The organism is Streptomyces sp. WAC07094, assembly GCF_036320405.1.
Taxonomy (GTDB): domain Bacteria; phylum Actinomycetota; class Actinomycetes; order Streptomycetales; family Streptomycetaceae; genus Streptomyces; species Streptomyces lannensis.
Genome location: NZ_JAVMJZ010000001.1, coordinates 3,223,792 through 3,248,553, shown reverse-complemented (window position 1 = coordinate 3,248,553; position 24,762 = coordinate 3,223,792). Strand labels below are relative to the sequence as shown.

22 protein-coding genes are annotated in these 24,762 nt (G+C 70.9%); 11 read left to right on the top strand and 11 right to left on the bottom strand.

Features of this window, described 5'->3' with window-relative positions:
- Window positions 1–11 precede the first annotated feature (11 nt).
- From RCR19_RS14205 to RCR19_RS14195, 3 genes are all read right to left on the bottom strand, one after another.
- Window positions 12–671: a TetR family transcriptional regulator gene (locus tag RCR19_RS14205; protein ID WP_331265491.1), complete on the bottom strand. Its 660-nt coding sequence runs from the start codon at window positions 669–671 to the stop codon at window positions 12–14.
- Window positions 668–2,233, bottom strand: coding sequence for an MFS transporter (locus RCR19_RS14200; RefSeq protein WP_331265490.1), 1,566 nt, complete (start codon window positions 2,231–2,233; stop codon window positions 668–670). Before RCR19_RS14200 ends, RCR19_RS14205 begins: the two co-directional genes overlap by 4 nt.
- A gap of 158 nt (window positions 2,234–2,391) precedes the next feature.
- Window positions 2,392–3,105, bottom strand: a complete 714-nt coding sequence (locus RCR19_RS14195) for a hemolysin III family protein (protein WP_059129152.1) — start codon at window positions 3,103–3,105, stop codon at window positions 2,392–2,394.
- A gap of 308 nt (window positions 3,106–3,413) precedes the next feature.
- Here RCR19_RS14195 and RCR19_RS14190 point away from each other — a divergent pair, with 308 nt between their 5' ends.
- Window positions 3,414–5,237, top strand: a complete 1,824-nt coding sequence (locus RCR19_RS14190; RefSeq protein ID WP_331265489.1) for a phosphoenolpyruvate carboxykinase (GTP) — start codon at window positions 3,414–3,416, stop codon at window positions 5,235–5,237.
- Between the two features lie 225 nt (window positions 5,238–5,462).
- Here the strand turns inward: RCR19_RS14190 and RCR19_RS14185 are convergent, their stop codons facing one another.
- From RCR19_RS14185 to RCR19_RS14175, 3 genes are all read right to left on the bottom strand, one after another.
- Window positions 5,463–6,050, bottom strand: coding sequence for a tetratricopeptide repeat protein (locus RCR19_RS14185; RefSeq protein ID WP_331265488.1), 588 nt, complete (start codon window positions 6,048–6,050; stop codon window positions 5,463–5,465).
- A gap of 259 nt (window positions 6,051–6,309) precedes the next feature.
- Window positions 6,310–6,729 (bottom strand): hypothetical protein, encoded by a 420-nt coding sequence (locus tag RCR19_RS14180; RefSeq protein WP_331265487.1) that lies wholly within the window; start codon window positions 6,727–6,729, stop codon window positions 6,310–6,312.
- A gap of 101 nt (window positions 6,730–6,830) precedes the next feature.
- The gene (locus RCR19_RS14175; RefSeq protein WP_059129148.1) at window positions 6,831–8,042 is read right to left on the bottom strand and encodes a pyridoxal phosphate-dependent aminotransferase; all 1,212 of its coding nucleotides are present in this window, start codon (window positions 8,040–8,042) and stop codon (window positions 6,831–6,833) included.
- Between the two features lie 404 nt (window positions 8,043–8,446).
- Here RCR19_RS14175 and RCR19_RS14170 point away from each other — a divergent pair, with 404 nt between their 5' ends.
- Window positions 8,447–9,313, top strand: a complete 867-nt coding sequence (locus RCR19_RS14170) for a serine protease (protein WP_331265486.1) — start codon at window positions 8,447–8,449, stop codon at window positions 9,311–9,313.
- 18 nt (window positions 9,314–9,331) lie between these two features.
- Here RCR19_RS14170 and RCR19_RS14165 read toward each other — a convergent pair whose 3' ends face one another.
- The gene (locus RCR19_RS14165) at window positions 9,332–10,942 is read right to left on the bottom strand and encodes a D-aminoacylase (RefSeq protein WP_331265485.1); all 1,611 of its coding nucleotides are present in this window, start codon (window positions 10,940–10,942) and stop codon (window positions 9,332–9,334) included.
- Between the two features lie 10 nt (window positions 10,943–10,952).
- Window positions 10,953–12,230 (bottom strand): amino acid deaminase, encoded by a 1,278-nt coding sequence (locus RCR19_RS14160; RefSeq protein WP_331265484.1) that lies wholly within the window; start codon window positions 12,228–12,230, stop codon window positions 10,953–10,955.
- Between the two features lie 137 nt (window positions 12,231–12,367).
- On the opposite strand from RCR19_RS14160, the gene RCR19_RS14155 reads away from it, so the two are divergent.
- The 5 genes from RCR19_RS14155 to RCR19_RS14135 all read left to right on the top strand — a co-directional run bounded on the left by RCR19_RS14155 (window position 12,368) and on the right by RCR19_RS14135 (window position 16,875).
- Window positions 12,368–13,441, top strand: a complete 1,074-nt coding sequence (locus RCR19_RS14155; protein ID WP_331265483.1) for a sugar kinase — start codon at window positions 12,368–12,370, stop codon at window positions 13,439–13,441.
- Window positions 13,438–14,199: an IclR family transcriptional regulator gene (locus tag RCR19_RS14150; RefSeq protein ID WP_331265482.1), complete on the top strand. Its 762-nt coding sequence runs from the start codon at window positions 13,438–13,440 to the stop codon at window positions 14,197–14,199. Before RCR19_RS14155 ends, RCR19_RS14150 begins: the two co-directional genes overlap by 4 nt.
- A complete protein-coding gene (locus RCR19_RS14145; protein WP_331265481.1) occupies window positions 14,196–14,606 on the top strand; it encodes a RidA family protein in 411 nt (136 codons plus the stop codon). The genes RCR19_RS14150 and RCR19_RS14145 overlap by 4 nt, the downstream gene beginning before the upstream one ends.
- 128 nt (window positions 14,607–14,734) lie before the next feature.
- Window positions 14,735–16,216: a gluconate:H+ symporter gene (locus tag RCR19_RS14140; RefSeq protein WP_331265480.1), complete on the top strand. Its 1,482-nt coding sequence runs from the start codon at window positions 14,735–14,737 to the stop codon at window positions 16,214–16,216.
- Window positions 16,217–16,284: 68 nt separating this feature from the next.
- Complete coding sequence (locus tag RCR19_RS14135; protein WP_331265479.1) at window positions 16,285–16,875, top strand: hypothetical protein; 591 nt, start codon at window positions 16,285–16,287, stop codon at window positions 16,873–16,875.
- Window positions 16,876–16,981: 106 nt separating this feature from the next.
- Here the strand turns inward: RCR19_RS14135 and RCR19_RS14130 are convergent, their stop codons facing one another.
- Both RCR19_RS14130 and RCR19_RS14125 read right to left on the bottom strand, forming a co-directional pair.
- Window positions 16,982–18,220, bottom strand: coding sequence for a hypothetical protein (locus RCR19_RS14130; RefSeq protein ID WP_331265478.1), 1,239 nt, complete (start codon window positions 18,218–18,220; stop codon window positions 16,982–16,984).
- A 46-nt stretch (window positions 18,221–18,266) separates the two neighbouring features.
- Window positions 18,267–18,782 carry a SigE family RNA polymerase sigma factor gene (locus tag RCR19_RS14125; protein ID WP_331265477.1) on the bottom strand — a complete coding sequence of 172 codons (516 nt, stop codon included), beginning with the start codon at window positions 18,780–18,782 and terminating at the stop codon, window positions 18,267–18,269.
- A gap of 136 nt (window positions 18,783–18,918) precedes the next feature.
- On the opposite strand from RCR19_RS14125, the gene RCR19_RS14120 reads away from it, so the two are divergent.
- Window positions 18,919–19,314, top strand: coding sequence for a hypothetical protein (locus RCR19_RS14120; RefSeq protein WP_331265476.1), 396 nt, complete (start codon window positions 18,919–18,921; stop codon window positions 19,312–19,314).
- Window positions 19,315–19,404: 90 nt separating this feature from the next.
- Here RCR19_RS14120 and RCR19_RS14115 read toward each other — a convergent pair whose 3' ends face one another.
- Window positions 19,405–21,105 carry a glycoside hydrolase family 18 protein gene (locus RCR19_RS14115; protein ID WP_331265475.1) on the bottom strand — a complete coding sequence of 567 codons (1,701 nt, stop codon included), beginning with the start codon at window positions 21,103–21,105 and terminating at the stop codon, window positions 19,405–19,407.
- Between the two features lie 327 nt (window positions 21,106–21,432).
- On the opposite strand from RCR19_RS14115, the gene RCR19_RS14110 reads away from it, so the two are divergent.
- From RCR19_RS14110 to RCR19_RS14100, 3 genes are all read left to right on the top strand, one after another.
- Window positions 21,433–22,293, top strand: a complete 861-nt coding sequence (locus tag RCR19_RS14110) for a hypothetical protein (RefSeq protein ID WP_331265474.1) — start codon at window positions 21,433–21,435, stop codon at window positions 22,291–22,293.
- Window positions 22,294–22,374: 81 nt separating this feature from the next.
- Window positions 22,375–23,088, top strand: coding sequence for a Flp pilus assembly protein CpaB (cpaB, locus tag RCR19_RS14105; RefSeq protein WP_331265473.1), 714 nt, complete (start codon window positions 22,375–22,377; stop codon window positions 23,086–23,088).
- Window positions 23,089–23,146: 58 nt separating this feature from the next.
- Complete coding sequence (locus RCR19_RS14100) at window positions 23,147–24,757, top strand: AAA family ATPase (RefSeq protein WP_331265472.1); 1,611 nt, start codon at window positions 23,147–23,149, stop codon at window positions 24,755–24,757.
- The last annotated feature ends 5 nt before the right edge of the window (window positions 24,758–24,762 follow it).

The following is a 24,762-nucleotide window of genomic DNA, read 5'->3' as shown; positions in this document are numbered from 1 at the left end:
ACGTGGGCGGCTCAGGAGGCCTCCGGATTCCGCGGCGTGAGTCCGTGCTCCAGCACGTCCAGGGTGCGCTCGGCGTACTCCGCGATGTCGCCCTGCTGTCCGTGCTCGGCCCAGTAGCGCGAGGCCTCCATCAACGCGCCGACAAGACCCATGCAGTAGACGCGCACCTCCAGGTCGCCGGCGGCACGCCCGGTGCGCTCGGCGACCACGCGGCACATCATCTGACCGGTGACGGACATGCTCTCGCTCATCCGCGCGCGGACCGCGGGCACCTCGACCATGAGGCGCCCGCGCAGTGCCATCTCCTCGCGCGTCTCGTACTCGCCCGACAGACTCCGCTCGACCGCGGTGCGCATCAGGAGCCGCAGGGACCGGGACAACGGCTCGTCGGCCGGGCGCGAGCGCAGTTCCTCCTCCAGGATCGGGTCGTACTCGTCCGTGACGACGATGTCCTCCTTGGTGGGGAAGTACCGGAACACCGTGGACGGGGAGACCTCGGCCGCCTCCGCGATCTGCTCGATGGTCGTGGCGTCGTACCCCTGCTCCTGGACGAGCCGGTATGTCGCCTTGCGGATCGCCATACGAGTCTTGATCTTCTTGCGCTCGCGGAGCCCCAGCCGGGGTTCGGGGCTGGTGGGCGAGCTGTGTGCGGTGGCGGCCATGGTCGTCATTGTCGGGCATTCTCCGGGTCGGTGACCATGTCGGGGACCTCCTCAGGCAGGACCGCCTCCGGCTTCGGGTTCGGCACCAGGGCCGCCGCGAGCAGCGCCGTGGCCAGCGCGGCGATACCGCTGACCAGCAACACAAGACCCATGCCGTGGACATAGGCGGCGTCGGCGGACGCGGCCAGGGCCCGGTCACCGAGCCGGCTCGCGACCACATGGGCGCCGACCACGGAGTCCGAGGCGGTTTGGGCGACCGTGCGCGGGAGGGCGGAGGTGTCGAGCCGGTCGGCGTAGGTGCTCGCCAGCAGCGAGCCGAGCAGGGCGATACCGATGGCGCCGCCCACCTGGCGGACCGTCATCAGCAGCCCGGAGCCGCTGCCGGCCCGGTCGCGGGGCAGTGCGCCGAGCGCCGCGTCCATCGCCGGGACCACGGCGAAGCCGAAACCGAGGCCGGCGATCGACAGCCACAGCGCGGTGAAGCCGTACCCGTCGTGGACCGTCGTCCGGCTGCCGAGGAACGCGGCGAAGGCGAGCACGACCAGCCCCGAGCTGATCACCGCGCGCGGCCCGAACCGCGCGACGACCGGGGCCGAGCCCCGCGCGGCGACGAGCAGCCCGCCCATCATCGGCAGCATCCGCACCCCGGTGGCGAGCGCGTCGTGGCCCAGGACCGCCTGGAGGTACTGCGGCAGCACGAACATCAGTCCGGACAGCACGAACATCACCAGGGTCGCGGCGAGCGTGTTGGCCAGGAAGCCCCGGTGGGCGAGCAGTGACAGGTCCAGCATCGGACGGACGCTGCGGCGCTCGCGCACGACGAGCAGGGTGATCAGCACCGCTGCGGCGGCGAAGAAACCGAGGATCAGCGGATCGCCCCAGCCCCGGTCGGGCGCCTCGATGATCGCGTAGATGAGGACGCCGAGTCCGGCGGCGGTGAGGGCGGTGGAGACGGCGTCCACCTTCGGGGCGGAGGGGTCGCGGGTCTCGGGCAGCAGCAGGACGCAGGCGGTGATGCCGATCGCCGCCATCGGGACGTTGATCAGGAACACCGAACCCCACCAGAAGTGGTCGAGCAGCCAGCCGCCGATGATCGGTCCGAGCGGCAGGCCCAGGGCGGACGCGGCGGAGACGGCGCCGACGGCCCTGGTCCGCTCGTCGGGCCCGAACAGCGAGGGCAGGACGGCCAGCGCCAGCGGCATCACCAGCGCTCCGCCGATCCCCATGACCGCACGGGCGACGATCACGGAGGTCACGTCGTCGACGAGTGCGCCGGCCAGCGAACCGGCCAGGAACACCACCAGTCCCGCGACCAGCATCCGGCGCCGTCCGAACCGGTCGCCCAGCAGGCCCGCCGGGAGCATCAGTGCGGCGAAGACGACGATGTACGCGTCCGCCATCCACTGTTGCTCGCCGGTGGACGCGCCGAGGTCCCGGGCCATCGTCGGGAGCGCCACGTTGAGGATCGTCATGTCGAAACCGAGCACGAGCATGCTCGCGACCAGGGCACCCAGGGCCCACCAGCGGCGCGGGTCGCGCCGTGTCTCCGTGTCTTGAATGACAGCAGCCATGAAATGAGAGTAGCTCTCAAAAACATGTTTCTGTCAATGGTGGGTGGCTGTCGTAATGTGCAGGGTGAACGGACCGTGGCCGCCGAGTCGGCTCCGGGCACACGAAAGGGCCGCGGCTCGGAAGCCGCGGCCCTGATGAAGGGGTTGGTCGCCAGGTGTCACCCGTGCTGGTACGCCACCAGGGAGATCCCGACGTAGTGCACGACGAATGCCGCAAGGGTGAAGGAGTGGAAGACCTCGTGGAAGCCGAACCAGCGTGGTGACGGGTTCGGTCGCTTGATTCCGTAGATCACGCCGCCGGCGCTGTAGAGCAGTCCGCCGACGATGACGAGGACCAGAACGGCGATGCCACCGGTGCGCATGAAGTCGGGGAGGAAGAAGACGGCCGCCCAGCCCATCGCGATGTAGCAGGGGGTGTAGAGCCAGCGCGGGGCGCCGACCCAGAAGACGCGGAAGACGATGCCGGCCGCGGCGGCGCCCCAGATGCCCCACAGTAGCCACCGGCCCTTCGTGCCCGGCAGGAGCAGCAGGGTCAGCGGGGTGTACGTGCCGGCGATGATCAGGAAGATGTTCGCGTGGTCGAGGCGGCGCAGGACCCCGTCCATGCGCGGGCCCCAGTTGCCGCGGTGGTAGAGCGCGCTGACACCGAAGAGCAGACACGCCGTCAGGACGTAGATGCCGCAGGCGAGTCGGCCCCGGGCCGAGTTGGCGAGGGCGGTGAGGACCAGGCCCGCGACGATGACCGTCGGGAACATCCCGAGGTGCAGCCAGCCGCGGAGCTTCGGCTTGACCTGTTGGGGCAAGGAGAGCGCGACGGGACTGCGGCCGGCTGCCGGCGAGTCCGTGGGCGCGTCGGGGACGGACGCAGTCATGGGCCGCATCGTACCTACGGAACCGTAAGTTACGTATCAAAGTGCGATCGATATCACCCGCAGTGTCCGGGCTGTGGCGAAACACGGACCATGCAAAAAATCCTTCAGCTGAACTCTACGTGCACGCAAAGAAGCTCGGGCACGCGTGGCGATCCTCACTCCGCTCAGGTGTGACGTCCTCTGGACAGATGGGCAATCTCGTCGGATGATCAAATGAGTGCGGTCGGCACCGGATGAGCGGCTACGAAGCATCCGGGTCGCAGCCCCCACGGGGCACTCAACAAAAAACCCCTCATCTAGGAGCGATCGTGGCGCGCGAGAACGCGGCTCCCTCAACCGTCCCCACCCAGCACAAGGAACTGATCTCGTGGGTCAACGAGATCGCCGAACTGACCCAGCCGGACAGTGTGGTCTGGTGTGACGGATCCGAGGCCGAGTACGAGCGCCTCAGCGAGGAGCTCGTGCACAAGGGCACGTTCAGGAAGCTCGACCCGATCAAGCGCCCGAACTCCTACTACGCAGCATCCGACCCGACCGATGTCGCCCGGGTCGAGGACCGGACGTTCATCTGCTCGCAGGAGGAGAAGGACGCAGGTCCGACCAACCACTGGAAGGCGCCCGCCGAGATGCGGGAGATATTCCAGGGCGAGGACGGCCTGTTCCGCGGCTCCATGCGCGGGCGCACGATGTACGTGGTGCCGTTCTGCATGGGCCCGCTCGGCTCCCCGCTCTCCGCGATCGGGGTGGAGATCACCGACTCCGCGTATGTCGCCGTCTCGATGCGCACCATGACGCGCATGGGGCAGACGGTCCTGGACGAACTCGGCTCCGACGGCTTCTTCGTCAAGGCCGTCCACTCGCTCGGTGCCCCGCTGGAGTCCGGCCAGAAGGACGTCGCCTGGCCCTGCAACCAGACCAAGTACATCTCGCACTTCCCCGAGTCGCGCGAGATCTGGTCCTACGGCTCCGGTTACGGCGGCAACGCACTGCTCGGCAAGAAGTGCTACGCCCTGCGCATCGCCTCCGTCATGGCGCGCGACGAGGGCTGGCTGGCCGAGCACATGCTGATCCTCAAGCTCACGCCCCCGCAGGGCGAGTCCAAGTACGTGGCCGCGGCCTTCCCGAGCGCCTGCGGCAAGACGAACCTCGCCATGCTGGAGCCGACGATCTCCGGCTGGACGGTCGAGACGATCGGCGACGACATCGCGTGGATGCGGTTCGGCCAGGACGGCCGCCTGTACGCGATCAACCCCGAGGCCGGTTTCTTCGGTGTCGCTCCCGGCACCGGTGAGCACACCAACGCCAACGCGATGAAGACGCTGTGGGGCAACTCCGTCTTCACGAACGTCGCCCTCACCGACGACAACGACATCTGGTGGGAGGGCATGACCGAGGAGACCCCGGCCCACCTCACCGACTGGAAGGGCAACGACTGGACGCCCGCGTCCGGGACCCCGGCCGCCCACCCGAACGCCCGGTTCACGGTCCCGGCCGCGCAGTGCCCGATCATCGCGCCCGAGTGGGAGGACCCGAAGGGCGTGCCGATCTCGGCGATCCTCTTCGGCGGCCGCCGCGCCAGCGCCGTGCCGCTGGTGACGGAGTCCTTTGACTGGAACCACGGTGTGTTCCTCGGTGCCAACGTCGCCTCCGAGAAGACCGCGGCGGCCGAGGGCCGGGTCGGCGAGCTGCGCCGCGACCCCTTCGCCATGCTGCCGTTCTGCGGCTACAACATGGGCGACTACATGGCCCACTGGATCGAGGTCGCCAAGGACAAGGACCAGTCCAAGCTGCCGAAGATCTACTACGTCAACTGGTTCCGCAAGAACGACGAGGGCGCGTTCGTCTGGCCGGGCTTCGGCGAGAACAGCCGGGTCCTGAAGTGGATCGTGGAGCGTCTGGCGGGCCGGGCCGAGGGCGTCGAGACGCCGATCGGCGTCCTGCCGACGAGGGACGCGCTGGACACGAAGGGCCTGGAACTGTCGGAGTCCGACCTCGACTTCCTGCTCACCGTCGACAAGGACGTGTGGCGCGAGGAGGCGGCCCTGGTTCCCGAGCACCTCAACACCTTCGGCGACCACACTCCGAAGGAGCTGTGGGACGAGTACCGCGCGCTGGTGCAGCGCCTCGGCTGACGTCCCCCTCCGCATGAACTCCGCGGCCGGTCCGGCTTTGCCCTGACCTGCGACGTCGTCAAGGCCGGCCGCGGTGACGGCAGTACGGGAAGACGTGGGGCCCGCCCCGTACAACGGCGTACGGGTGCGGGCCCCATGCCCTTCGTGTCCGCCGTGGTGCGGTGCGTCTCCCCGCCACCGCTCCCGCGTCCGCCGCCCTCGCCGGGGGCACCGTCGCCGTCCGCTTCACCTGCGCACGCGGCCCAGGTACCTGCGGAACGGCCCGGGCACCTGCGAACCCAGCGAAGGATCGTCCGCGACGGCGCGACGGAACTGGATCTCGGCCTCGTCGTCACGGTGCTTCCGCGCGAGGAGCAGCCCGAGTTGGAGACGGGCCGCCGCGTTCTTCGGCCGGGCGGTGACGGCACGCCCGAGGAGCGCGATGGCCCGGTCGGGTTCGCCCGACCTCAGCAGCATCGCCTCGTTGAAGAGGGCAGGTCCGTATGACGCGTCGATGTCCAGCGCCTTGTCGAAGGCCGCGCGTGCGTCGTCGGTCCTGCCGTCGCGTTGCGCGATGACCCCCAGGTGGTACCAGGCGGCCTTGTTGCGGGGGTCGAGCTCCAGCACCTGCCGGTAGGCGCGGGCCGCACTCCTCGGGTCCTGCTGCTGTGCAAGTGCGCCCATCAAAAGCGCGTCTGCCTTCCGGGTCCTCGACTCGGCCGTATCGGCCCGGGACTGCCGGGCGGCCGGCTGGGACTGCACGGACCAGACCGTCACGCCGACGGCGGCCGTCGCCGCACCGGCGAGCGCCGCCCGCCACAGCCTGCGCTTCATAGCGTCACATCTCGTCGAACGGTCCGTCGTTTCCGCAGACGTTACGAGGAGTTGCCGGAACGCCGCCGTTCGGCGGGCACTTCGGCACGGCGGACCACTCGAATGGATTTCGTTCAGAACCAGATCCCTCGGACGGGACACAGTCGCACCGAACTCCGGTTCGGGCGGGCGCACTTTCATGGCGCCCGGTCCGCGCGTCGCTGCGGGTGCACGCGGACCGGGGCCGAACTGGGGGAGCCGTGTGGAGCGGCTCGCAGGGTCAGCCGGCGGCGATCGGTTTCCGCGGCTCGCCCAGGGCGGCGGTGTGCGCGTCCATGCGCTGCGCGGACAGGATCGCCGCCGCCGTGTCGGCACGGGACGCCGCGACGACCAGGGCACGGCCGGCCAGCGTGTGGGCGCGCCGGTGCAGTGCCGCGAGGGATGCGTCGATGTGTGCACTGAGCGCCGCACGGACCGGCGGCACACCCCTCAGCCGCGCCACCTGCGCGGCGAGCCGCTCGGCGGCCCTGTCCAGGTCCGCCGAGGATTCCAGCGAGCGCAGCTCGTCCGTCACGGTGAGCAGGGCGGCCAGATGGCCCGCGAGCTGGATGTCCAGCTCCTCCTCGCGTGAGCGGTGCGGGAAGTCGGGGGTGGGGCCGGCCGTCGTGTGGACCGACTTGGTGCGGATCGGTTCGTACATGGGACGGCCTCCTGTGCTCTGGCAGGAAACCATCTTAGCTTGGATTTCGTCTAAAGTTGAGCCGGATCGTAAAACTGCCCCGCAAGCTCACCCGGCTGACGTCAGGGCTGGCCGTAACCGTCGAGGAAGTTGCCGATCCGGGTGATCGCCGATGTGAGGTCCCCCACGGTCGGCAGTGTCACCACGCGGAAGTGGTCCGGCGCGGGCCAGTTGAAGCCCGTCCCCTGGACGACCATGATCTTCTCGCGGCGCAGCAGGTCGAGGACCATCTGCCGGTCGTCCCTGATCTTGAAGACCTTGGGGTCGAGGCGGGGGAAGAGATACAGCGCACCCTTCGGCTTCACGCACGTCACACCGGGGATCTGCGTCAGCAGGTCGAACGCCGCGTCCCGCTGCTCCTTCAGCCGCCCGCCCGGCAGTACCAGTTCGTTGATCGTCTGGCGACCGCTGAGCGCCGCCACCACGCCGTGCTGGCCCGGCATGTTGGCGCACAGCCGCATGTTCGCGAGGATCGTCAGACCCTCGATGTACGACGCCGCGTGCGCCCGGGGGCCGGAGATCGACATCCAGCCCACCCGGTAGCCCGCCACCCGGTACGCCTTCGACATGCCGTTGAAGGTGAGCGTCAGCAGGTCGGGGGCCACGGCGGCCGTCGGGGTGTGCGTCGCGCCGTCGTACAGGATCTTGTCGTAGATCTCGTCGGAGCAGACGAGGAGGTTGTGCCGGCGTGCGATGTCCGTGAGGCCGCGGAGCATCGCCTCGTCGTAGACGGCGCCCGTGGGGTTGTTGGGGTTGATGATCACGATCGCCTTGGTGCGGTCGGTGATCTTGCGTTCCACGTCCGCCAGGTCCGGCATCCAGTCCGACTGCTCGTCGCAGAGGTAGTGCACGGCCGTACCGCCCGAGAGCGACACCGCGGCCGTCCAAAGGGGGTAGTCGGGCGCCGGTACGAGCACCTCGTCGCCGTCGTCCAGGAGGCCCTGCATGGCCATCACGATCAGCTCGGAGACGCCGTTGCCGATGAAGACGTGCTCGACGTCCGTCTCGATGCCGAGGGTCTGGTTGTGCATGACGACCGCCCGGCGGGCCGCGAGCAGCCCCTTGGCGTCGCCGTAGCCGTGCGCCGAGGAGACGTTGCGGAGTATGTCCTCGAGGATCTCGGGCGGGCACTCGAAGCCGAAGGCGGCCGGGTTGCCGGTGTTCAGCTTGAGGATGCGGTGCCCCGCCGCCTCGAGCCGCATCGCCTCCTCGAGAACCGGACCCCGGATCTCGTAGCAGACGTTGGCGAGCTTCGTGGACTGGATCACCTGCATGTCCGTGAGCTTACGGCCGCGTAATGCCTCGCGCCCCGTGTTGTCCGCCACGTGGGACGGCGGGAGGGCGACGGGCCGGCGCCGGTGATCACGGCCCGAACCGCCATCGCCCCCCGTAACGCGAGGCCAAGGCGTGGGTGCGGGCGGTCCGGCGGCGGGGGTGCACGGTGCGGGCGCCGCGAGCCATGTCGCGGGCGTCCGTACCGCCGTCGGAGTGCATCGGGCGCGGCGAACCCGGAATCCGGGAGGCCGGCGGCCGCACTCTCGATCCACCTCGGCCCGGCCGAAAACAGCTTCTTGCCCGCGCATGCCCCTCCGCTGACAATGCGCATGACAATCTCGGCCGGTCGGAGGATCTTCGGCCGGCCGTGTCATCGCAACCTCATCGAGAGGGGACCCCCCACATGAGAAAGCCTCTCGCCGCCGCGCTGCTCGCTCTGGTGATCACCGGAGCCGGTGCGGCACCGGCGGTCGCGGAGACCCGGTCCGCGGCCGGCGCCGGCACGGCGGCCACGGCCTCCGGCACGGCGACCGTCCAGGCCGTCGACTTCGCCGGCACCGTCTCGCTCAGCAACTGCTCCGGCTCCGTCGTCCGCTTCCCGCGCTCCGCGGACGGCGACCCCGCGCTGGTGCTCACCAACGGCCACTGCCTGGAGACCGGCTTCCCGGAGCCCGGCGAGGTCGTCGTCGGGCAGAGCTCCAGCCGCTCCTTCGGCCTGCTCGACTCGGCCGGCACCCGGGTCGCCACGCTCCGAGCGAGCAAGGTCGCCTACTCGACCATGACCGACACGGACGTCACGATCTACCAGCTCACCCGCACCTATGCGCAGATCAGGAGCTCGTACGGGATCAACGCGCTCACCCTCGCCGACACGCACCCGGTCGCCGGCACCGCCATCAAGGTCGTCTCCGGCTACTGGAAGCGGATCTACAGCTGCGCCGTCGACGGGTTCGTGTACCGGCTGAAGGAGGGCGACTGGACCTGGAAGGACTCGGTCCGCTACACCTCCGCCTGCAACACCATCGGCGGCACGTCGGGGTCCCCGGTGATCGACAACGCCACCGGCAAGGTCGTCGCCGTCAACAACACCGGTAACGAGGACGGCGGGACCTGCACCGTCAACAACCCCTGCGAGGTCGACGCCAACGGCAAGGTGACCGTCCGCCAGGGCATCAACTACGCCGAGGAGACGTACCTGATCCCCGCGTGCTTCGGCACCGGCAACCAGCTCGACCTGAGCGCGAGCGGGTGCGCCCTGCCCAAGCCGTGACGCGCGCCGGGCGGGCGGTCAGACCGCGGTCCGGCGGACCGCCCGTCCGGCGAGCACCTCCGTCCTGCGCCCGTCCTCGATCACAAACCGGCCGTCGACCAGGACGTACGGGATGCCCGTGGGCAGCGCGCGCGGCCGTTCGAACGTGGCGCCCGCGGCGACCGTCGCCGGGTCGAAGAGCACCAGGTCGGCACGGTAACCCTCGCGGACCAGACCGCGGTCCGGCAGCCGCAGCCGGGCCGCGGGGCGCGCGGTGAGGTGCGCCACGCACTCCTCCAGCGACAGCACCCCCAACTCCCTTACGTACCGGCCGAGATAGTGCGGGAAGGTGCCGTACGCGCGCGGGTGCGGTTTTGTGCCCTGGAGGATGCCGTCCGAGCCGCCGGTGTGGACCCGGTGCCGCATGATCGCCCGCACGTTCTCCTCGTGGCCCACGTGCTGCAGGATCGTGGAGCCGAGCCGGTCCTCGACCAGCAGGCGGCGGGCCGTCGTCCACGGGTCCTCCCCGCGCAGGTCCGCCGACTCCTGGACGGTTCTGCCGACGTACGACGCGAGCCCCGGGTCGCTCACCCCCGAGATCTCGATCGTGTCCCACTCGATGGGCACGCCGTGGCAGCCGTCGGAGCCGAGGACCTCCATGCCGTGCCGGATCCGCTCGGTCACCGCGCCGTCGTCGAGCCGTTCGAGGATCTTCTCCGGACCGCCCTCGCTCGCCCAGCTGGGCAGCATCGCGGCCAGCGTCGTCGAGCCCGGTGTGTAGGGGTAGGTGTCCAGGGTGATGTCCGCACCCGTCGCCAGCGCCGAGTCGAGCAGGGACAGCAGTTCTGGGGCGCGGTCCTTGTTGACGCCGAAGTTCATGGTGGCGTGCGCGAGGTGCAGCGGGCAGCCGGCCTCCCGGGCCAGGGCCACCATCTCCTCGTACGCCTCCAGCGCGCCCGCCCCGTAGCTGCGGTGGTGCGGGCAGTAGTAGCCGCCGTACGAGGCCACCACCCGGCACAGCTCGGTGAGCTCCGCGTCCTTGGCGTACATGCCCGGGGTGTAGGTGAGACCGGACGACATGCCGACCGCGCCCTGCTCCATCCCCTCCGCGACCAGTCGCCGCATCCGGTCGAGTTCCGCGGGTGTCGCCTCCCGGTCCTCCCAGCCGACGGCGAGCATCCGCACCGTGCCCTGCGGGATCAGATAGGCGGCGTTGACGGCGATGCCCCGGTCCAGCCGGTCCAGGTACTCGCCCACGGACCGCCAGGTGAAGTCGATGTCGTCGCCGTACCCGTTCCAGCCGGTGATCGCGCGGCGCACCTCGGCGAGCGTGCGGTCGTCGACCGGGGCGTAGGACAGCCCGTCCTGCCCGATGACCTCCAGGGTGACGCCCTGCGCGGCCTTGGCGCTGTGGTCCGGGTCCCGCAGCAGGGCGAGGTCGCTGTGGGCGTGCATGTCGATGAAGCCGGGGGAGAGGACCAGACCCTCGGCGTCCAGCTCGCGGCGGGCCTCGGGACGCTGACAGCCGGCCGCCGCTGCCTCCTTCACGACGGAGACGATCCTGCCGCCGTCGACGACCACGTCGGCGCGGTAGGACGGCTCCCCGCTGCCGTCCACGACGTCCGCGTCCCGGATGACGAGCTCTTCCATGACGGGCCTCCTAGAAGAACGTGCGGATGTAGTCGACGACCGTGCCGTCCGCCTCCGCCACCGGGATCAGCTGCCACTTGTCGAAGGACGTGCACGGGTGGGACAGCCCCAGGCCGAGCCAGTCGCCGACCTCGACGTCCGCCCCGGGGGCCGTACTGAGCCAGGCGTGCTGGTCGGACAGGGCGGTCACCGAGACACCGGTGGCCTGCCGCTCCCGGCCGTCCCTGCGCAGCACCTGGGCGAGGGGCAGATCCAGGTCGTACGCCGCGTCCCGCTTGCCGGCGTTGGCGAAGGCCTGCTCGGCGGAGGGCCGGGACACCACCTGGGCCCACAGCCGGAAGGCGGGCTCCAGGGCGCCCTCCTCGGGGACGCGTCCGAAGGGGGTCAGCTTGCGGTAGTGACCGTCGTCGTGCGAGACGTAGGCGCCCGAGCGGAGCAACTTCAGCGCCGGGGCGGACAGTTCGGGGATCTCGGCGAAGACGTCGGCCACCGCGTCGAACCAGGCGCTGCCGCCCGCGCTCACCACGATCTCGTCCAGCCCCGTGAAGCGTCCCGCCTTGTCGAAGTCCGCCGCGAGCGCGGTCAGCCGGCGCAGCCAGGCGTGTACGCGGTCGGGATCCGCCTGCGGCACCTCGCCCTCGTACCCCGCGACGCCCACCAGCCGCAGCGTCCGTGTGCCGGCCACCGCGTCCGCGACAGCCGCGCACTCCTCCTCCGTGCGGACGCCGGTGCGCGCCCCCTCACCGGCCGCCAGTTCCACCACGACGTCCACCGGGCGCGGGGCGCCTGCCAGCGCCGCGTCCATGAGCTCGACCCCGCGCACCGAGTCGACGTAGCAGATGAAGCGGAAGTCCTCGTCCGCGGCGAGTTCGGCCGCGAGCCTGCGCAGGGCCGCGGCATCGACCAGCTCGTTGGCGAGGAAGATGCGCCGGATACCGAAGTGCCGTGCGACCCACACCTGGTGGGGGACCGCGAGGGTGATGCCCCAGGCGCCGTGCTCGATCTGGCGGTGGAAGAGCTGGGGCGCCATGGAGGTCTTGCCGTGCGGGGCGAAGGCGAGTCCGTGGCGGGCCGTGTAGGTCTCCATCAGGTCGAGGTTGTGCTGGAGGCGTTCGGCGGAGAGGGAGAGCAGCGGGGTGGTGAAGCCGTCCGTGAACAGGTTGCGGCGCTGGTCCGCCAGCTCCGCGAGGGTCAGGCCCTCCGCGTCCGGCGGAAGGCCCTTGAAACGGTGGTCGACCCTCTCCGCCATGAGGGCGGCGAGGCGTTCTGCGGAGGTGGCGGCGTCCATGGGTCCTCCCTGACGGAGTGCGTTGCAATATGTGCAACAACCGTTGCGTATCTCGCTTGATGCTGTCTAACATCCCGGCCAACGCGAGGTCAACGGATAGCCGTGACCCTTCCCGTCGACGAGGAGCCATCACCATCGTGACCGCCATCGGCCGGCCCACCGCCCCGGACGTCGTGGACGTCGTCGCGCTCGGCGAGTCCATGGTCGCGTTTCTGCCCTCCCGCCCCGGGCGCCTCGCCGACGTCCCCTCCTTCGACCGCGCCATCGGTGGTGCCGAGTCCAACGTGGCGTGCACGCTGGCGGCCGCCGGCCACTCCGCGCGCTGGGTCGGCCGGGTCGGGGCGGACGGCTTCGGCGATCACCTGGTCGAGTCGATCGGGGCGTACGGGGTCGACGTCGGGTTCGTGCGGCGCGACCCGGGCCGCCCGACGGGCATCTACTTCCGCACGGCGGGGGACCGCGCCACCGACGCCCACGAGGTGGCGTACTACCGGGCGGGGTCGGCCGCCTCGGCGATGACGGTGGGGAACACGGACCTGGACGCCGTGCGGGCCGGCCGGATCCTGCATCTGTCCGGGATCACCGCGGCGCTGTCCGAGGACTGTCTCGGACTCGTGCGGGAGCTGACGGCGCCCGGCGCCGGACGTCCGCTCGTCTCCTTCGACGTCAACCACCGCCCCGGGCTGTGGCGCGACGCCGACGGGCCCCGGGTGCTGCTGGAGCTGGCGCGCGGGGCCGACATCGTGTTCGTCGGGGACGACGAGGCCCGCGAGGCGTGGGGGCTGCACGGCGCCCGCGCGATCCGCCGGGCACTGCCCGAGCCGGAGATCGTGGTCGTCAAGCAGGGCGGGCACGGGGCGACGGTGCTCGGCAGGGACACCGGCGGAGCACGCCGGGACGCCACGGGGGCCGCCGTCTTCGAACCCGCCCTGAACGTCGACGTCGTGGCCGCCGTCGGTGCCGGGGACGCCTTCGCCGCCGGCTTCCTCTCCGCCACCCTGCGCCGGCTCCCCGTTCGTGACCGCCTGCGCCACGGCCACCTCATGGCCGCCGCGGCGCTCACCGTCCCCGGTGACCTCGCCACCCCACCCGCGCGCGACCACGCCGACCGCCTCGCCGCACTCGACGACACCGGGTGGGGGACACTTCGACTCGGCCCCGGCTGGACCGAAGCCGACACACGGGCCGAGGAGGAGGTACGTACGCCATGAGCCAGACCGTCGACCGGGCGCTGAGCATCCTGCCGCTGCTCGCCGAGGGGCCCGCCGATCTCGGACAGGTCGCCGACCGGCTCGGTGTGCACAAGTCCACCGCCCTGCGCCTCCTGCGCACCCTGCACGAACACGGACTGGTCTACCGCCAGTCCGACCAGCGCTACCGCCTCGGTGCCCGGCTCTTCGCCCTCGCCCAGCAGGCGGTCGAGAACCTCGACATCCGCGAGATCGCCCATCCGCACCTCGTGCGCCTGAACGAGGAGTGCGGGCACACGGTCCATCTCGCGGTCTACGAGGAGAACGAGGTCCTCTACATCGACAAGGTGGAGAGCCGCTACCCGGTACGGATGTACTCCCGGATCGGGAAGCCGGTGGCCATCACCGTCGCGGCCGTCGCCAAGCTCCTCCTCGCCGACCTGCCCGACCTTGAGCGCCGCGCCGTCGTGGACAAGCTCGACTATCCCCTGTACACGGCGCGTTCGACGCCGAACGCCGCCGCATTCCTGAGGGAACTGGCGATCGTGCGCGAGCAGGGCTGGGCCACCGACCTCGGCGGCCACGAGGAGTCGATCAACTGCGTCGCCGCTCCCGTCCGCGGTGCCGACGGCCGGGCCGTCGCCGCGATGTCGGTCTCCGCGCCCAACGTGGTCGTCACCGCGGACGAACTCCTCACGCTGCTCCCCCTGGTGCGCCGTACCGCGGACGCCATCAGCCGGGAGTACTCCGGCAACACCCCAGCAAAGGACGCCGTATGACGGACAAGATCGCCCTCACCCCGAAGACCCACACCACGCCGCCGGCCAAGTTCTCCCACGGTGTGCGGAAGGGCAACATCCTCCAGGTCGCGGGGCAGGTCGGCTTCCTGCCCGCCGAGGAGGGCAAGCCCCCGACGCCCGCGGGGCCGACCCTGCGCGAACAGACCCTCCAGACGCTCGCCAACGTCAAGGCGATCCTCGAGGAGGGCGGCGCCTCCTGGGACGACGTGATGATGATCCGCGTCTATCTGACGGACGTGGACCACTTCGCGGAGATGAACGAGATCTACAACGCCTACTTCGAGGAGCAGGGCCTCACCCAGCCGCCCGCCGCCCGGACCACGGTCTACGTGGGTCTCCCGGCCGGACTCCTCATCGAGATCGACGCGCTGGCCGTCCTCGGCTGACGCGGCCGCCGCTCACCCATCCCCGCAGTCCGTCGCGGCACGGCGTCCCCCACCCCCGGGGCGTCGTGCCGCGATCCCCCTCACACCGAAGCCGTATGGCACTACGAGAAGCCAGAGGTCCCCCTGTCATGCCCATGCCTTTCCTCGCAGCCGCCGGCACACCACCCGCCCCACCCCACACCGGAGGCCTGCTGGCCTTCGTCCACGGCACCGCCGGCCTGCTCACCGTCGCGGCGCTCGGCATCGTGCTGCTGCTCGTGCTGATCATCAAGGTGCGGCTCCAGCCCTTCGTGGCCCTGCTCGCCGTCTCCATAGCCGTCGGCCTCGGCGCGGGTCTGTCGGTCACCGAACTGTTCGGCACGGTCCAGCGCTCGGACGCCGTCTCCCTCATCGAGTCCGGCATGGGCGGCACCCTCGGCCATGTGGCCATCATCATCGGCCTGGGCACCATGCTCGGCGCGGTCCTCGAGGTCAGCGGCGGCGCCGAGGTACTGGCGTCCCGGCTGCTGAACCTGTTCGGGGAGAAGCGCGCCCCGCTGGCCATGGGCCTGACCGGTCTGATCTTCGGTATCCCGGTCTTCTTCGACGTCGGCATCTTCGTGCTCGCGCCGATCGTGTACGCGGCCGCCAAACGCGGCGGCAAGTCGATCCTGCTCTACTGCCTCCCGCTGCTCGCGGGCCTGTCGATGACCCACGCGTTCCTGCCGCCCCACCCGGGCCCGGTGGCCGCCGCCGGCCTGCTGAAGGTCGACCTCGGCATGGTCATCCTGATGGGCATCGTCTGCGGCATCCCGGCGGTGCTGGCGGCGTGGGCGTGGTCGGCCTGGATCGGCAAGCGGATCTTCGTGCCCGTACCGCAGGACATGGTCGAGGCCGCCCAGGAGGCCAAGGAGGCGCTCGCGGAGGAGCAGCGTTCGGCCGGAGTGACCCCGACGGAGAAGCCGGTGCCGCTCACCACGGTCTTCCTGATCATCGGCACACCACTGATCCTGATCCTGCTGGCCACCTTCTCCTCGATCGCCTTCGACCCCTCGACCGGACGGTCGGTGATCGAGTTCTTCGGTCACCCGTTCGTGGCGCTGACGATCGCGCTGCTGCTCGCCTACTACCTGCTCGGCATCCGCCGCGGCTGGTCCCGTAAGTCCCTGGAGACGGTGTCCACCGCCTCGCTCAAGCCGGTCGGCAACATCCTGCTGGTGGTCGGCGCGGGCGGGATCTTCGGTGCGGTCCTCAAGGGCAGCGGTGTCGCGCAGGCCCTCTCCGACACCTTCAACAACGTCGGACTGCCGGTGATCGTCCTGTCGTACCTGATCTCGCTCGTCCTGCGCGTGGCCCAGGGCTCGGCGACGGTCGCGATCGTCACGACCGCGGGCATCGTCGCCCCACTGCTGACGGAGGGTCACCACTCCCAGGCCTTCGTTGCCCTGGTCATCATGGCCATCTCGGCCGGCTCCATCTTCGCCTCCCACGTCAACGACGGGGGCTTCTGGATGGTGGCCAAGTACTTCGGCATCAGTGAGCGCGACACACTGCGGACCTGGACCGTACTCGAGTCGGTCCTGTCGGTGGCCGGCTTCGCGGTCGCCGCCGTGGTGAGTGTCTTCGTTTAGCGCAGTTTCCTATAACGATGCAGGGGTCGGCTGTGTCGGACACAGGATCTTGGACCATACTGCCCGCTGTGGAGCAGCGCATTGGTTCGAGCAGCCAGCCCCTGGACGGCGCCGGAGTCGACCCGGCCTTCATCCCCGGGCTCACCTCCCCAGCGTCCACCGCCGAGTCGGAGGACAGGCAGGACGACACCGTGCCCGAGGAGGCGAGCCCGGTCGAGGACCGGGTCTCCGAAGAGGTACCCGCCGCGCCGGACGCGGACGACGAGCCGGACGCCGAGGACGAGCCGGAGGCGGTCGCCGAGGACGAGCCGGAGGCGGAGCCCGAGGAGGAGACCGCCTCCGACGGCCCCGTCTTCGAGGCGTCCGACCGCCGTGCCCGGATCGTCGCGGACCACAGCGGCGTCCGGCTCCTCCTGGACGACCAGGCGTGCGAGTTCCGCTGGGACGAGATCGGCGCCGTGGAGACGGAGACCGCCCGCTTCGGGAAGCGGTTCACGGTCACCGTGCACACGCCCGAACGCCGGTGGTACCCCATAGAGATCGAGGCCGACTCCCGCTCGCGCTTCCAGGAGTGGGAGACCCGGCTCGACGAGGTCCTGGACGCCTACTTCGAGGACGGCGCGGAGGAAGCGGACGCCCTCGAGAAGGTCGCCGACTGACGCGGTCCGTCCGCAACCGCGGTCCGGTGCATGCCGGACGCGCCCCCTCGCCCCGTACGTGACGCCGAGGGCCCCGGCCGCCGGGGCCCGTTCGGCCGGCTCCGGGTCAGCCGGACGGGCGCCACTTCGGGCTGGTGGCGATGGCTTCCAGTTGCCTCATGGTGAGCGGGGGCAGCAGGCGGGTCGGGGACGTGTGCTGGGTACCGGAGTTGAAGGCGCTGATCACCACCCGGGAGCCGTCGGGCCGCCGGACGTCGACGGTCCATACGACGGTCCCCTCGACGCCCTTGTCACCGTCGCTTTGACGCATGTCGACGGTGGTGCCGTCGGGCAGGGTCCGGGTGACCGGGACGGAGGCACCGGCCTTGACGCCCGGCACGGGCTTTTGGACGTTGACCTGGACCAGGCTCGCGCCCCGGCCGTCGTCGAGGACGAGGCGGCCGAACCCCGGATCCGCATCGCCCTTCGAGACGACGTGGAGTCCCTCGGGCAGCAGCGAGACGAGTGTTCCGGAGACGGGGCGGCCGGATGCGAGCGGTGTGCCGCCCGGCTCGGCCACAGCCGCCAAAGGATCCACCGGGATGGCGTCGACGGCGGCGCGCCACTCGCGGGCGTCGGCGAGCGCCTTCAACCGGGCGGGGGAGAGGGGCGGCCGGTCCCGGGTGATGGGCGCGTCCTTCTCGGCGGCGGCATTCCACTCCTGCACGCTGATGTGCTGCCCGCTCCGCGTGACGAGGTCCGCCGTCCACATCTTGGTGTCGACCCGGCGGTCCGGATACTCGTACCCCTGCATGATCATGAGCCGGGAACCGTCGGACAGCGTGGATCGGGTGCAGGCATCGTACGGGACGTACACCTTGTCAGGGCACTCGGTGGCCTGTGCCGCCTGCTGACTGCCGGGCGCGACACGGCCGAGGGAGACGGCGACGGCGGCCTCGCCCTTGCCGTCGTCGTACACGACCTGGGCGAGCGGCATCGGAGTGTTCGTGCCGCGTCCCTCCTCGTGGCTGAACCGGCCCCCGGGCAGCAGCTTCTTGAGGGTGCGCACGAGGTCGTCACCCGTCACGACGGGTCGTTGTGCGGGTGAGGACGAGGGAGTGACGGGAGGGGCGGCGACGGACCGCTGCTCTCCACCGGCGCTTGCCGGGAGCAGGGCCGCGCCGAGTCCCACGAGCGCGACACCGGCCGCGCATCCCGCGACGGCGGCCCGGCGGCGGCGGATACGCCGGCCGTGTGCCTCGCCGCCGGTGACGAGAGTGTGCCGGTCGGCCTCGAAGGCCCCGCCGGTGTGCCGTAGAGCGGCGGCGAGCTGGTCCTCGAAGTGGTCGTGGTCTTCCGGGGGCATGGCAAACCGCCTTTTCTGCGGAAGGAGATGGTGTCGGGCGGGATGGTCAGGGCGTCGCGTACTCGCCGACGGTGTCGCCGAGGAACAGGCGCAGTCGCGCGAGGGCACGGACGCAGCGGGTGCGTACGGCGGCCGAACTGGTGTTCAGGGCGGCGGCCGTCTCCTCGATGCTGCGGTCCTCCCAGTAGCGCAGGACGACCACGGCCCGGTCCTTGGCGGACAGCCGCCCGAGCGCCTCGAGGAGAGTGAGCCGCAGAGGCGTGTCACCGGCCGGGTCCGGCGCGGGCAGTTCGGGCAGCACGTCGGTCGCCCGCTCCCTGCGACTGCTGTGCCGCCGCTGGTGGGCGAGGAAGGTACGGGTGAGAACGGTCTGGGCGTACCCGGCGGGGTTGTCGAGACGGGAGATCCTGCCCCAGCGGAGGTACACCCGGCCGAGGGCCTCCTGGACGAGGTCCTCGGCGAGGTGGGTGTCGCCACCGGTGAGCAGGCAGGCGGAGCGGTAGAGATGCCCCGCGCGCGCCGCCGCGAACTCGGGATATCCCTCGGTCCGGCTCTGCCGCATGTGTTCCCCCTGCCCCCGGTGCCGTCCCACGACGCCCTCACCTCATTGATGCGGTGGGCCCCCGGAAATGTTTCAACCGGGCTGGGCGGACCGGGATACTGATCACGACGAGCCGTCGGGCGTGGGGGAGACAAGAATGCATCAGCCCGGGTACGGCCACCAGCCGCCTGCGGGCCCGCCGGGCTTCGGGCCGCCGCCGGCGGCGTACCCGCCCTATCCGTCGTCACTTCCGCCCGTGGCTCCCCGACTGCCCCCGGGTCCGGACTTCCTGGCCGCCGACCGCCACAACTCGGTGGTGGTGGACGCGGCGGGTGTCGCCTTCGAGACGCACGGACTGTCGGCGGACTTCCCGTGGCAGGTCGTCCGCAGCGTCCACTACCGCGCGAGCCCCGACGGCAGGGCGCTGACGGTGGCCGTGGTGCACCCGGACGGCAGGGTGTTCGAGTGTGTGGTGGCCGCGAGGCGCGGCGAGTTGCAGGAGTGGTTCGGCCGTCTGGCGACCGTGCTGGGGCACTACCGCCCGATGGGCTGAGGGCCCGGTGCGAGGGCGCGGCGGACGGGGACGGGACGGGGACGGACGGTCCGCGACCGTCCGTCCCCGTGATGCAGGCTCAGTGCGCCGTCACGGCAGTGCGTGCACGTGCGGGCCCACCGCGTTCGACCAGGCGTTGCCCGACGCGGCGTCCCAGTTGGTCGACCACGTCATCGCGCCGCGCAGGTCCGGGTACGTCTTCGACGGCTTGAAGGTGCCGCATCCGGTGCCCTTGGCCAGGCAGTCCAGCGCGTTGTTCACCACCGTCGGCGACACATAGCCGCTGCCCGCGCCGCTGGGCGAGGCGGGGACGCCCAGGCCGACCTGGGACGGGGACAGACCGCCCTGGAGCTGGATGCAGGCGAGGGCCGTCAGGAAGTCCACCGAACCCTGGCTGTAGACCTTGCCGTCGCAGCCCAGCATCGAACCGCTGTTGTAGTACTGGGTGTTGACGACGGTCAGGATGTCCTTGACGTTCAGCGCCGTCTGGAAGTACCCGTTCGACGTCGACTGCATGTCTATCGTCTGCGGGGCCATCGTGATGATCAGCGACGAGCCGGCTTTGGTTGACAGCTGCCTCAGCGCCTGCGACATGTACGTCGGGTTCAGGCCGTTCTCCAGGTCGATGTCCACACCGTCGAAGCCGTACGACTGCATCAGCGAGTAGAGGGAGTTGGCGAAGTTCGCCGCCGAGGACGAGTCGTTCACCGACACCGTGCCGTTCTGGCCGCCCACCGAGACGACGACCTTCTTCCCGGCCGCCTGCTTGGCCCGGATGTCCGCCTTGAACTGGTCCACGGAGTAACCGCCTAGGCCGGACGAGTCCAGGTTGAAGGTCACCGCGCCCGGCGTGCCCGTCGCGTCCGCGAACGCCACCGCGATGATGTCGTACTGCGACGGGACGTCCGAGATCCGCTGGACCGTCGCCCCGTTGTTGAAGTTCTGCCAGTACCCCGTCACCGCGTGCCGGGGGAGTCCTCCGGTCCCGCCCCCGCCGGTCGCGGCGGTGGTCGCCGTCACGGTGGCCGACTTGGCCGACTCGCCCGCGGCGTTCGTGGCCGTCACCTGGAACGAGTACGACGTCGAGGGCGACAGGCCGGTCACCGTCGCCGACGCCCCGGTCACGGCGGCGACCTTGGTACCGCCCCGGTACACGTTGTAGCCGGTGGCGCCCGATACGGCGTTCCAGGCCAGGGAGACGGAGGAGGACGTGGTGGAGGACACCGCGAGACCCGCGGGGGCCGCGGGCACGGTCGGGGCGGGGTCGCCGCCACCGCCGCCGTCCGGGCCGAACACCGACACGTCGTCCGCGTAGTACGCCGCCTGTCCGTACCAGCCGTGGAGGTACACCGTCACCGACGTGGTGGAGGCGCCCGTGGTGAAGGTCGTCGACAGCTGCTTCCAGCTAGTCGAGTCGGGTGTCCAGGTCGACACGTCGGTGGTGCCCGTGCCCGTCGCACCCAGATACGTGTACCCGCCCTGCACCCAGGCGCTGAGCGTGTACGTCGAGTTGGGCTTCACCGCGACCGTCTGCGCGCACTGCGCGTAGTCCTGGCCGGCCGGTGACGCCTTGAGCGCGGCCGTGCCGCCGTGCACCGGCGACGACACCGTGGTGCCGCTGCCGGCCGAACAGGTCCAGTTGCCGAGGCCCGACTCGAAGCCGGCGTTCCTGGCGTTGTTCACGTCCGCGGCCGCCGCGTTTCCGGCGGCCAGGAACGAGAGAGCGAGCGCGGCGACGCCGGCCGCGGCGAGTGTCCGTCTGGGGCGGAGCAAACCTGGTGCGCGGTCCACTGGGGCCTCCGATGGGGGGAGAGGAGGGGCTGGAGGGCATTGCGGAACGGTGGCCACCGCCTGACGAAAGAATTTGGTCCAGACCAATTGCGTTGTCAATACCTCTGAAGACATCAACGCCCTTACCGGGCCGTCGAGTTGAGGCATATGCGCCTACTCTGTGTGGATCATGCCCGCACCTTCCGTGAGATGATCTTCCGGATTCTGTGTTGAGCGGGGCATGCCGTGGATATGGTGCTGTTGCAGGACGATGCAATTGGATGTCACAGGGGCCAACTGAGGCGGGGGCCGACCACCCTGCCGCAGTGAACGGGGTGGTGTGCAGCCGTGCCGACCGCGATAGCAGTCACCAGTCCCGATCTGGTGCTCCCTCCGCTCGACCGGCAGACGCCGCCCGCAATCGTCCAGCCCGGGCCCACGCTCGAGCAGTCCCTGAACGCCATGCACACGCTCGTCGAACAGCACGGCTATGTGATCGCCCTCCACGCCGCCTCCGGCGCCGACCCGGCGGTCCAGCGACTGCGCACTGTGCGCTCCGTCCTGGAGAGCGACCGCATCGCGGTGCTCGGCGTCCCCCTGCCCCCGCTCGGACTCGCCCTGCTCGCCCAGCAGTTGCGGCAACTGTCCGTCTGCGACCTCAGCCCGGGAGTGCTGGCGTCCTCCGCACGGCTGCTGGCCCACTACATCTACGCGGGCGCGGTCCTCGGCTCGGTCGCGAAACTCGACCAGGTCCCCGTCCCGCTCGCCTCCCACGCCAAGTCCTGGATGCCGGGCGCCCAGTTCGGCGTACTCGCCAATCCGCGGCCGCAGCTCGTGCGGATCGGGCAGGAGGAGCTGCCGGGCCCCGAGTTCGGGACCCGGATGCTCGTCGCCGCCGGACAGCCGCCGTCGGACTGGGTCACCGCGCAGCTGGCGCCCGCCTGGCGTGTCCAGGGGGTCGCGACCGTGCCGCTCCCCGAGGAGTCGGTGCGCTGGTGGGGGACCGGCCGGCTCGTCGAGTTCGCGGCGGGACTGCACGACGTGTCCGTGCTCTACCAACTCGTCTCGTCCGTACGGCGCGAGGCCTGCCACTGGTGCGGCCTCGAACTCATCGGAGACCGCTGCGGGTTCTGCGCGGCGCCCCTGTCGTCGCCCTCCGCTCAGCCGCCGCCCGCCGTCACCCGGGCACTTCCACGAGGCGGCACGTAACCCCGTACCGACAACTCCACAGCACGACCGCACGACCGCTCGACCCGTCGTCCCCACCTTCTGATCGAGGTTGTCCGCGTCATGAACTCACGCCAGCGCCGCGGCGTCATCCTGCTGGTCCTCTCGGCCCTCGCCGCAGTCGGCGCCTTCGCCGGAGTGCTGTCGGTGATCCGCGACGTGAACTCGAAGGTGGGCCCGGAGGCCACGGCGTACCGGCTCAAGGCCGACATCGCCCCCTACCGGGAGCTCACGGCCGATCAGTTCCAGAGGATCTCCATGCCGCGGCGCTGGCTGTCCGCGACCGCCGTCACGGATCTCTCGCAGATCCGCGGAAAGATCGCCGTGACCCGGCTGGAGAAGGGATCACTGCTCCAGACCGACATGATCGTCGACCGGCCGGCGCTCCAGTCGGGACAGCAGGAGATCGCCATCATGATCGACGCGTCGACCGGTGTCGCCGGCAAGATCGACCCCGGCTCCCGGGTCAACATCTACGCCACCTTCAAGGCCGCCAACGAAAAGAGCAGGGACGAGTCCAAGGTCATCGTGACCAACGCCCGCGTCCTCGACGTCGGCAGGCTCACCGCCCTGGATCCGGGCCAGTCCAGTGACGACCGGCGGCGCAACGCCGCCGAGGCCGTCCCCATCACCTTCGCCCTCGACACCGCCGACGCGCAGCGCGTGGCGTACGCCGAGTCGTTCGCCGAACACGTACGGCTCGCCCTGGTCGCGGGCGGCTCCGCGACTGCGGTAGCGCCGGGCGACCGCACCTACACCCTCGACCAGGACAAGTAGGAGGCCCCATGAGGTCCGTCCCGGTCCCCAGCGGGCCTGTCCCCACGAGGTTCCGCCGATGACCATCCGCATCCTTCCCGCCGTCGGCGACCTCGACGCGGCACGCTCGCTCACCACCCTGCTGAGCCAGGTCGCCGACGCCGAACCCGCCCCGCCCGTCCACGACTCCACGGCCCTGCTGGACACCCTCGCCCGGCTGGCCGGCGAGTCCCTCGACGAACTGCCCGAGGTCGTCCTCGTGCACGAGCGGATAGGGCCGGTCCCCGCACTCGATCTGGTCCGCGACCTGGTGCTGCGGTTCCCGGCCGTCGGAGTCGTGCTCATCACCGCCGACACGAGTACGGGCGTCCTGACCGCCGCCATGGACTCCGGCGCCCGGGGCATCGTCACCCTGCCCCTCGGCTACGACGCCCTCGCCGAACGTGTCCAGGCGGCGGCCGCCTGGTCGGCCGGCATGCGACGCCACCTGGGCAGCACCGCCCCCGAGCTGTACTCCGGCGCCGGCGGGACGGTGGTCACGGTGACCGGGGCCAAGGGCGGTGTCGGGGTCACCGTCACGGCCGTCCAACTGGCCCTCGCGGCCCGGGCGTCGGGCCGAACCGTCGCGCTGGTCGACCTCGACCTGCAGTCCGGGGACGTCGCCTCCTACCTCGACGTGCAGTTCCGGCGCTCCGTGGCCGACCTCGCCGGGATCACGGACATCAACCCCCGTGTCCTCCAGGACGCCGTCTACACCCATGACAGCGGCGTCGGGCTGCTCCTCGCCCCGGCGGACGGCGAACGCGGCGAGGAGGTCACGGACCGCGTGACCCGGCAGGTCCTGGGTGCGCTCCGGGCCCGCCACGACGTCGTGATCGTCGACTGCGGCTCCCAGATGAACTCGGCAACCGCCGCCGCGATCGAGGTCGCCGACCACGCGCTGCTGCTGGTCACCCCGGACGTGGTCGCGGTCCGCGCGGCCAAGCGGATGGTGCGTCTGTGGGACCGGCTCCAGATCCGCAAGGCCGAGGAGACCCTGACGGTCGTCAACCGCCACTCTCGGGGGACGGAGATCCAGCCCGCCCTCGTCGAACGCGTCACCGGCACCCGGGTGGCCCGCGCCGTCGTCCCGGCCTCCTTCAAGGAGCTTCAGGCGGTCGTCGACGCCGGACGCCTTCAGGACCTGGACGCCCGCTCCACCGTGAAGCAGGCGCTGTGGTCGCTGGCGGGGGAACTCGACCTCGTGCGGGCGCAGGAGGGCGGCGGCGGGCGGCGCCGTAAGGCGTCCGCGGACCGGGGGGCGCTGAGCCTGTGGCGCAGGAGCGACCGGGGCTCGGTGACCGTGGAGTTCGCCGGGATGTTCCCGCTCGTCCTGGTCGTGATGGCGCTGCTGTGGGAGTGCGCCCTGTTCGGCTACACGTACTCGCTGGCGGGCAACGCGGCGGACGAGGCGGCACGGGCGGCGACGGCGGCGTACGCCGTGCAGGGGGACTGGGCGGGGGCCTGCCGGTCGGCGGGAGCCCGGCATCTGCCGGGCTCGTGGAGCGGCGCGGAGATCAGCTGCGCTCCGGACGGCCCGGTGATGAAGGCGACGGTGCGCGCCCAGGTCCCGCTGTTCCTCCCGGGGGTCAACCCGGGCTGGCGGGTCGGCGGGAGCGCGGGCGCGGCTCTGGAGGGGGACGACCGATGAGGTCG

Coding starts and splice junctions, on each gene's coding strand:
- RCR19_RS14205 (WP_331265491.1), bottom strand. CDS start 671: ATGACGACCATGGCCGCCACCGCACACAGCTCGCCCACCAGCCCCGAA.
- RCR19_RS14200 (WP_331265490.1), bottom strand. CDS start 2,233: ATGGCTGCTGTCATTCAAGACACGGAGACACGGCGCGACCCGCGCCGC.
- RCR19_RS14195 (WP_059129152.1), bottom strand. CDS start 3,105: ATGACTGCGTCCGTCCCCGACGCGCCCACGGACTCGCCGGCAGCCGGC.
- RCR19_RS14185 (WP_331265488.1), bottom strand. CDS start 6,050: ATGAAGCGCAGGCTGTGGCGGGCGGCGCTCGCCGGTGCGGCGACGGCC.
- RCR19_RS14180 (WP_331265487.1), bottom strand. CDS start 6,729: ATGTACGAACCGATCCGCACCAAGTCGGTCCACACGACGGCCGGCCCC.
- RCR19_RS14175 (WP_059129148.1), bottom strand. CDS start 8,042: ATGCAGGTGATCCAGTCCACGAAGCTCGCCAACGTCTGCTACGAGATC.
- RCR19_RS14170 (WP_331265486.1), top strand. CDS start 8,447: ATGAGAAAGCCTCTCGCCGCCGCGCTGCTCGCTCTGGTGATCACCGGA.
- RCR19_RS14165 (WP_331265485.1), bottom strand. CDS start 10,942: ATGGAAGAGCTCGTCATCCGGGACGCGGACGTCGTGGACGGCAGCGGG.
- RCR19_RS14160 (WP_331265484.1), bottom strand. CDS start 12,230: ATGGACGCCGCCACCTCCGCAGAACGCCTCGCCGCCCTCATGGCGGAG.
- RCR19_RS14150 (WP_331265482.1), top strand. CDS start 13,438: ATGAGCCAGACCGTCGACCGGGCGCTGAGCATCCTGCCGCTGCTCGCC.
- RCR19_RS14145 (WP_331265481.1), top strand. CDS start 14,196: ATGACGGACAAGATCGCCCTCACCCCGAAGACCCACACCACGCCGCCG.
- RCR19_RS14140 (WP_331265480.1), top strand. CDS start 14,735: ATGCCCATGCCTTTCCTCGCAGCCGCCGGCACACCACCCGCCCCACCC.
- RCR19_RS14130 (WP_331265478.1), bottom strand. CDS start 18,220: ATGCCCCCGGAAGACCACGACCACTTCGAGGACCAGCTCGCCGCCGCT.
- RCR19_RS14125 (WP_331265477.1), bottom strand. CDS start 18,782: ATGCGGCAGAGCCGGACCGAGGGATATCCCGAGTTCGCGGCGGCGCGC.
- RCR19_RS14120 (WP_331265476.1), top strand. CDS start 18,919: ATGCATCAGCCCGGGTACGGCCACCAGCCGCCTGCGGGCCCGCCGGGC.
- cpaB (WP_331265473.1), top strand. CDS start 22,375: ATGAACTCACGCCAGCGCCGCGGCGTCATCCTGCTGGTCCTCTCGGCC.
- RCR19_RS14100 (WP_331265472.1), top strand. CDS start 23,147: ATGACCATCCGCATCCTTCCCGCCGTCGGCGACCTCGACGCGGCACGC.